At 61.7% G+C, this 8,418-nt stretch carries 6 protein-coding genes; 4 read left to right on the forward strand and 2 right to left on the reverse strand.

Features of this window, described 5'->3' with window-relative positions:
• The first annotated feature begins 60 nt into the window (after nucleotides 1-60).
• The 4 genes from ACP7B7_RS31265 to ACP7B7_RS31280 all read left to right on the forward strand — a co-directional run bounded on the left by ACP7B7_RS31265 (nucleotide 61) and on the right by ACP7B7_RS31280 (nucleotide 4,400).
• Nucleotides 61-216 carry a hypothetical protein gene (locus ACP7B7_RS31265; protein ID WP_426079306.1) on the forward strand — a complete coding sequence of 52 codons (156 nt, stop codon included), beginning with the start codon at nucleotides 61-63 and terminating at the stop codon, nucleotides 214-216.
• 140 nt (nucleotides 217-356) lie between these two features.
• Complete coding sequence (locus tag ACP7B7_RS31270; protein WP_426079307.1) at nucleotides 357-884, forward strand: sigma-70 family RNA polymerase sigma factor; 528 nt, start codon at nucleotides 357-359, stop codon at nucleotides 882-884.
• Nucleotides 881-1,870 (forward strand): FecR family protein, encoded by a 990-nt coding sequence (locus ACP7B7_RS31275; protein ID WP_426079308.1) that lies wholly within the window; start codon nucleotides 881-883, stop codon nucleotides 1,868-1,870. Before ACP7B7_RS31270 ends, ACP7B7_RS31275 begins: the two co-directional genes overlap by 4 nt.
• 73 nt (nucleotides 1,871-1,943) lie before the next feature.
• Complete coding sequence (locus tag ACP7B7_RS31280) at nucleotides 1,944-4,400, forward strand: TonB-dependent siderophore receptor (RefSeq protein WP_426079309.1); 2,457 nt, start codon at nucleotides 1,944-1,946, stop codon at nucleotides 4,398-4,400.
• 18 nt (nucleotides 4,401-4,418) lie between these two features.
• Here ACP7B7_RS31280 and ACP7B7_RS31285 read toward each other — a convergent pair whose 3' ends face one another.
• Nucleotides 4,419-6,005 (reverse strand): nuclease domain-containing protein, encoded by a 1,587-nt coding sequence (locus tag ACP7B7_RS31285; protein ID WP_426079310.1) that lies wholly within the window; start codon nucleotides 6,003-6,005, stop codon nucleotides 4,419-4,421.
• 4 nt (nucleotides 6,006-6,009) lie between these two features.
• Complete coding sequence (locus tag ACP7B7_RS31290; RefSeq protein WP_426079311.1) at nucleotides 6,010-8,253, reverse strand: McrB family protein; 2,244 nt, start codon at nucleotides 8,251-8,253, stop codon at nucleotides 6,010-6,012.
• Nucleotides 8,254-8,418: the final 165 nt, after the last annotated feature.

Here is an 8,418-nt window from a genome sequence, read left to right on the forward strand (position 1 = left end):
TTCTCAATGCGTTTACAAGCAATATTTTCGACCTACGGCCACACCAAGCACTGATGCTTCATGCAATCGCCCTGGGTGCTGCAGGCAATTGGCACGGACGAAGCCCTTGCCGTGATACGGGAATGCGCATCGGCGGACGACGAAGCACTACGCACGCAGGCGCTGTACCGGCTTGAGCGGATCGCGCAGAAGGCAACAGCAAAGGGCGCACTGTAAGCCACGCCAGGCCGCGCATGCAGCCCCGACGCAACAATCATGCACTATCTGGCGTCACTTCCTTCATTGGGGATTGTGGCAGAGCACAACTGGCGCTTACAATGAGAATAATTCTCATTCATAAGTCAATGCCAGCATTTATGTCCGCCGTTCAACCCACCCTGCAACAGCAAGTGCACGCGCTCTACAGCGAGCATCACGGCTGGCTGTATGGCTGGCTGCGCAAGAAACTGAGCTGTCCGCACAGCGCGGCCGACGTGGCGCAGGATACGTTCCTGCGCATTATCGCTTCGCGCGACGCGCTGTTCGGCATGCGCGAACCGCGCGCCTACTTGTCCACCACGGCCAAGCGGCTGCTGGTCGACCGGGCGCGCCGGCAGTTGCTGGAGCGCAGCTACCTGGCCGAACTGGCGCTGGTGATGGATGCGGTCGACGGCGCGCCGTCGCCCGACGAGATATTGATGGCGGTGCAGGCGCTGGAACAGATCGCCGATGCACTGGCCGGCATTCCCGCCAAGGCGCGCGAGGCGTTTCTGCTGCACTACCTGGACGAACAGCCGCAGGCGGCGGTGGCGCAGCAACTGGGCGTGTCGACCCGGATGGTGCAGAAATACCTGGTGCAGGCGCTGCTGGCCTGCCGCCAGGCATCCCTGGCACTGCCGGCATGAGGGACGCGCGCGCCGAGACCATCGCCGAGCAGGCGGCGCACTGGATCGTCCAGCTGAGCGCCGATGACGAGCACACGCGGGCTTCCGCCCGTGCCGGCTTTGCGGCCTGGAAGGCGCAAGACCCGCTGCATGCCAAGGCGGCGGCCGGCATGGAAAGCCTGCTGGGCCAGGTGCATGCCGTGCGCGGCCCGTCCGGTGGGGATGTGCGCCCGGCGCGCGCGGCGCTGGCGGCGATCGCGCCCAAGCGCCGGCGCCATCTGGCGGCAGGCGTGGCCGCCGCCATGCTGGTGATGGCGGTGGCGGCGGGCCTGGCCGCCAGCGACCGCCCTGCTTATCTGCTGGCCGACCTGCGCAGCCCGACTGGCCAGTGGCGCACGCACACCCTGGCCGATGGCAGCCACCTCACCCTGGGCAGCGACACGGCCGTCAATCTGCGTTTCACCAACGGCGAGCGCCATCTGCAGTTGGTGCGGGGCGAGATCCTGGTCGACGTGGCGAAAGATGCGCGGCGCCCGTTTATCGTCGACAGCCGGCACGCCGCCCTGCGCGCGCTCGGTACGCGCTTCACGGTGCGCCAGCAGGATGACTCGACCATCCTCAGCATGATCGAATCGAAGGTGGCGGTGCAACTGCCGCAGCACGCCACCACGGTGGTGGCGGCAGGCCAGCGCGCGCGCATCACCGGTGCCGGCGTGGGGCCACTGGAAACGTTTGACGCGGCCAGCCTGCAGGACGCCTGGCGCGCGCACCAGCTGGTGGTCGACGACCGGCCGCTGCCCGAGGTGCTTGACGAGCTGGCGCGCCACCGTCCGGGCCAGCTGCGCTACGACCGCGCGCAACTGGCACCTATCCGCGTGGCGGCCGTGCTGCCGCTGGACGATACGGACCAGGCGCTGCAGCTGTTGATCGACAATTTCCCGCAGCTGCGCGTGCGCATGCTGACGCGCTATCTGGTGATGGTCGACGCGCCGCCTCAAAAAAAATAATTGGCCGCACAGGTTCGTGTAGTCGCTTCTCGCGCGTCAAGGCAGCTGAGATCATTCACAAAAGGCTGTCACCATGTCTGTTACCACTCCATTCCCGCGCACGCTCAATACGCGTCTGCGTCCGCTGGCCATCGCCACCCTGCTGCTCGCCTGCGCCGCCACGCAATTGCCGGCGCAGGCCCAGTCGTCGCCTGCCGCCATCAGCTACACGATACCCGCCGGTCCGCTGGCCGGCGCCCTGAACCGCTACGCCCAGCAGTCCGGCGTGGCCATCGTGATCGATGCGGCCAAGGTGCAGGGCTTGAGTACCGCCGGCCTGCAAGGCAGCTACGGCGTCGACGAAGGCTTTGCGGTGCTGCTGCGCGGCAGCGGCTACGCCATCGGCAAGACGCCGACCGGCTATGTGCTGGTGGCGGCCCCGACGGCATCGGCTGCCGCTTCGTCCACGACAGCGGCGGAGCGCACCATGCCGTCGATTACCGTCGTCGGCCAGCTGGAACAGGGCGCCACCACCGAAGGCAGCGGCTCGTACACGGCGCGCAAGATCACGCTGGGCAAGGGCGAACAGGCCATGAAGGACATGCCGCAATCGGTCAGCGTGCTGACGCGCCAGCGCCTCGACGACCAGGGCATCACGGATTTGCGCGAAGCGGTCAACAATGTCACCGGCGTGGTCGGCGTGCATGGCGTGGGACCTGGCGTGGTGATCACCTCGCGCGGCTTCCAGATCGACCAGTGGCAATACGATGGCGTGCCGATCGACCGCAATACCTATGCGCTGGGCAACTGGGGCCAGGAAAACATGGTCATCTATGACCGCCTGGAAGTGCTGCGCGGCGCATCGAGCCTGCTGGAGGGCACGGGCAGCCCGGGCGGTTCCGTCAACCTGGTGCGCAAGCGTCCGCTGGCCGGCCGCCAGATCAGCCTGATGGGCCGCGCCGGCTCGTGGGATCACTACAATGGCCAGGTCGACGTCAGCAGCCCCCTGAACGCGGACGGCAGCCTGCGCGGGCGCGTGATCCTCGACCAGGACGACACGCACTCGTTTATCGACCAGGTATGGAGCAAGACGCGCACCGCCTACGTGGCGCTCGACTATGACCTGACGCCCGCCACCACGCTGGGCCTGGCCGCCAATCATGTCGACAGCCGCGGCCGGCCGACCTTCATCGGCGTGGGCCGCTATGCCGACGGCAGCGAACTGGGCCTGCCCCGCTCGACCTACACGGGCGCCGACTGGAACCGCAGCAAGGTCGAACAGAACACCCTGAGCGCGGACCTGGAACACCATTTCAACAGCCAGTGGACCTTCAAGGCCTCGGCGCTGGCCACCAATGAAACCACCGGCTCGACCCACCAGCGCATGGCGGGCACCATCAAGGCCGATGGCAGCGGCTCGATGTATGGCGATTTTTCCACCGATTTCGAGAACCGCAAGCGCGGCATCGACGCCTACCTGCGCGGCCATTACAACGGCCTGGGCATCGCCCAGGAGGTGGTGGTCGGCGCCAGCTACACCACCTTCCATTCCAACGACCGTCTGGCGCGCGCCTGGACCCAGGGCGCGCAGATCTTCAATATCGACCATCACCGCCCATGGCAGGACTTCGATACCATCGCCGCGCGCGGCGTGACCAGCTACAGCACCTACGACATGCGCCAGAAAGGCCTGTACGGCAGCTGGAACGGCCAGTTGACGCGCCAATTGAAAGCAGTGCTGGGCGGGCGTTTCAGCTGGTATGACTTCGTGTATGCGGCCGGCGACTACCGCGACACCACCGATGTGTCGGCCAAGTTCAGCCCGACGGCGGGCCTGATCTACGCGCTCACGCCGCAATGGAACGCCTATGCCAGCTATGCCGGCGTATTCCAGCCGCAGACCAACCTCAGCGCGGCCGGCACAGTGCTCAAACCGATCACCGGCGACAGCTACGAAGCGGGCGTGAAAGGCGAACTGCTGGACGGTAAAGTGAACACCTCGCTGGCCGTGTTCCGCTACGAGCACAAGAACCGCGCCGTGACCGACTACGACGCCGGCTTTGCCTGCGACGGCTGGTACTGCTCGCGCGCCTCGGGCAAGGTGCGCAGCCAGGGCCTGGAGACGGAAGTATCGGGTGAAGTGGCGCCCGGCTTGCACCTGTCGGCCGGCTACGCCTACACCACGACCACCTACCTCGACGACCCCGACAACCAGGGCCAGGTCTTCTCGACCTGGACGCCGAAGCACATGCTGCGCCTGTGGTCCGGCTACACCCTGCCAGGCAGCTGGAACAAGCTCAATGTGGGCGCCGGCGTGACCATGCAAAGCCACACGCTCGACTATGGCCGCACGTTCGACGTGGCCGGCTTCTCGCTGTGGAGCGCGCGCCTGGCGTACCAGGCCACGCCGCAGCTGTCGCTGGCGGTGAACGTCAACAACCTGTTCGACAAGCGCTACGTGATCCCGTCGTACAACGACACGGGCGGCAACAACCATTTCGGCGACCAGCGCAATGTGCAGCTGACGCTGAAGTATACGCCGAAGTGGTAGCAGGCCAACGGAGCGGCATCAAGCTGCATGCCGCTCCGCATCGCCCGCCTGCCCGTTGCAAGCATGCGCAATAAAATCGGCCAGTACCGCCAACCCTGGCGCTTCTGGCCGGAAGTCGGCCACCGCTCCGGTACCGAAGGTGTTCCAGTGCGCTGCCGTAAACATCTCCCATCGGCTATCAAAACTCGCGCCTGGCGTAAGCAGGATGGCGCGGCTGCAGCGCTTGCCCTGCAATAGCAGCGAATCGCGGTAAATATGCGCCGATGCCATCGCATCGAGCACATTGGCTTTGCTCTGCCGGTACTTGGCATCGAATATATACCACCGCATGTCTGTGTCACCTTCAACGATCAACAGCATGTCAGGACGACGTTCGCCAGACAGGCTGCGCCGCTCAGTACCTGCGAGCGGACTGGCACCGGAAAAGAATGTTACCTGTGCGGCCAAGGTGATTGTTCTGTCCCGGAACTGGAAAACATAGGCATCGCTGCCTGCGCCCAGCATGTTTTTCCTGTTTTTGGCGGCCACGCCAACAAGGCGTTCAAGCAGAAGACGCGTATATTCAAAACACCATTGTTCATACATCCCCCACGAAGAATTGAGGGGCAGTTCAGCGTCATGGCTGCCGGATTTGCCGAACGAGCTGCTACAGGCGAGCTTGGCCAGGCGCAGCGCCCGCGCATAGGCCGGCATGGGCGTCATCTGGGCAAGGCCATCGGCCAGATCCTGGCCCTGCCCGACACCGGCAGCAATCAACCATGCAACGGACACACGCAACGAGGCAGCCAGCGCATCGAGCACCTGGATGCGCCGCAGGCTGCGCGACGTATCCGCTTCGTCCACACTCTGCATATTCAAGTGTTGCGACTGTTGCAAGCTGCGCACCAGGTGCAACACTTTTTTTGTCAAGGTCAGCAGGCAACGGTTGGCCAGCGTATCGACGGTCGATGCCAGGCGGGATGCGCCAACAAGCGGCGCAGCACGCCCGTAGTGGCCGGGAGCCATCGCCACACTATAAGCGATCACCCTCGGAGCGCACATGGCACGCCGCGAAGGACGCCGCACCCGGTCAATGGGCAGCTGGCGCGTGACAGCTTCGAAACTCGTGTGCGGATAATTTCTGCAAGCGTCGACAGCATCACAAAACAAGGGGCCATAGTGGCGCAGCCGCTGATACAAGACCTGCGCGGCAAAGTCGCCACGGGCGTCGAGCGACAGGAAGGCCTGGCTGTCGCCAGCCATTTTCCCCGGTGCCAGTCGCAACAGGTCCTCGAGCAGCTGGCGCAAGTCTTGAGCCCCCAGCTTTTTATCGTCGGAAGCAATATCAAGCAACACTGTTGTCAGTACATCGCCTTGCAGGCTGGTCAACTCGAGACGCACCGTGCCTATGCAAAAACCGCTGTCCCACAGCCATGCATTATCACGTGGCAAAGGTACAAGGCGCTTTTCATCGGCGTACGCTACCAGCGGCACCTCGGACGTGACGGCAAACCGGTAGCGCCGCGCTTCACGCAGACCACCGAGCGTTAGTGCCTGCGCACCCAGTTCGGCTGCGAGCACATGCGTTGTCTGGCCCTGCCAGACTTCATCGATGAGCAGCTTCACGCTGTCAGCGCCAATATTTCATGACGCCGTCGCGTGCCAGTTCCCGACGCAACAGGTCTACTTCATGTGCCGATTTGTTCAGACTGCTTTCAGACAGTACCGTCCAGACCATATCCATGGCCAGGCGCAGCTGCATGGAATCCTCGCCCCGTAGCTTGGGCAATATCTTCGATGCAATGGCGTCATCGAGCTGGCCACGCCATTCATAACCCGCTTCATCATCGAGCGTTGCATGGGCAAACTGCACGCGGTCGGCAATCGACGCTACCACGCGAAAGGCAAAATGCAGCCGGACCGGCAGCAGTGCCGCATGCAGATCCGCTACCACCTGCCGCATCACCCCGAGGCGTTCGCCAAGACCGGCATAGGCCGACCAGTCAAAGTTGCTCAGTGCGACGTCCGAGAAATCAATCAGTTCAGCACGGTCCTTGACCTTGTCCGACAGGTTGTGCGTCGTTTCGTCGATATTGATGGTACCGATAATGGCCAGATTGCGGGGATAGCGAATCGCGCCGGGAATGCCATGCGCGTGGACCTGGGAAGACTGATGCAGCCATAACTCCGATTCGGTTTCCATGGCAGACAACAATGGCGCCAGATACAGTTCCGGATGGGCCAGATTGAGTTCATCGAGCACTACGAAGTGCGGCTTGGTCGGATTATTATGCGCGCGCAGCAAAATGTTCAGAAATTGCGTGCCTTGGTACTGTGCCGCATCGAGCGGATGGTTAAAGCCGAGCAAATGCGACGGATCGGACCAGTCGGGCTGGACAGGAATAATTTCCAGGCATGACTCATCCTCGCCTGCCGCTTCGATCACCGCCCTGGCATACCTCACTGCCATCTGTGTCTTGCCGGAACCCGACAAGCCTTTGAGGATGCAAAAATGGCGTACCTTGTGACTCCACAGTCCGGCATGCAGTTCGAATATTTTTGCTTCCGGGAACAGCATCTTGTCCGCGCTTGCCGACGACTGGAAGCAAGACTTAATCCGGCGCCATGCGGGTACTTCCATCTCCACGGCCATCAGCTCGGCCGCATCCGGCAGAAGTTCGACCTCCGCCGCTGCGGGTGTCCAGCTAACAAGCCTGGCCCACTCCTCACCGGAAGAGGTCAATGCATACTCACCCTTGTTCAGAACAATGGCGCCCATGTCTTTCAGCCAGATCAGCGTAGTATTTGGTACGAAATCGCTCGTCAGGCGCAGATTCATGCGCCTCAATAAAGTGATCAGCTCGCTTCTGAGGCGGGGACCTTCTTTGAGCGCGTTCAGCACATGGTCTACGCCGGCAAAGTGACCAACCACCCGTTCGGCAAGCACCTCGCCCGATCTTGCTTCCAAGAGTTTACGGCCGAGTTCCGAGAGTTGAAACGTCCGGTCTTCCAGCTCAAGGATCGCCAAGTTGTTGGTCAAAAATCCTGCAACAGATTTAGCCCAGGGATAATTCCATGGAAATCGCTCCTGCAACCGTTCATACATATCTTCATCGGATAACGGCGCGGCGTCGACGATCGCGCAAATTTCAAGAAGGCGTGGCAGGCCACCGCCTATCGAAACAAACACCTTCTTCGGCGCGACTGGTGCCGCACTGCCCGCCACCGGAAAATCCACGACAGTTTTCGTTTTAACCTGATGACTTGCCTTCGTCAACTGGTCGGCAACCATCCAGGGCAGCATGAAGGTTGTCAGATTCTGCACATCGTGCAATTGTGGATAGAGACTGGCCAGCCGGTTGATTTCTCGACGGATGGTGACATGCTGGTCGATCTCATGAACGTTTTTCAACGTCTTGCCGGTAATCCAACGGTACAGTGCCTGCCGCGATCCGGAATTGGCGACCGTCGTCATGCTCTCGGGCGCAAGCGCAGCCAACACCCGATGTATCTTGAGACGCGGCATGCTCTTCATGCCCAATGCCTTGAACCTCACATACAGTTCATCACAAAATGATTTCAACGCGGCAATCTGAGCCTGCCCGCTTAATTGCCGTACCGCTATTGCTTGCGCAGCAAACCACAGCTGGAAATCCATGTCCGACAGTGCGGCATCCACTGATACATGCCCCAATCCGGTACTTGATACTGCCTCCGTATTCCATAAATGACGCAGGAAATTTTCATCCGCCCATTCCGGTATAGTTGCATTGGAGAGGGTGTCAAGCAACTCGACAAGCGCAGAGCGCCACGCTTCAATTTCACCAGCCAAGGGTAGTACTCTGGACTCGAAAAATTCTTGTTGTACACTCATTTTATTCCCGGGTCACGCTGTCAGTTGGAAGGAGCTCATGCCATATATATTGCCATTATGAACAACTTTCCCTGATCAACCAATAGCCCCAAAAAAAACTAGGTCAGCACATTTAGCTCATCGCACAGTTTCTCCAGTCCCGCCAGATAGTGGGCGGGATCCTTG

This window comes from Janthinobacterium sp. PSPC3-1, from assembly GCF_049896105.1.
GTDB lineage: Bacteria > Pseudomonadota > Gammaproteobacteria > Burkholderiales > Burkholderiaceae_D > Janthinobacterium.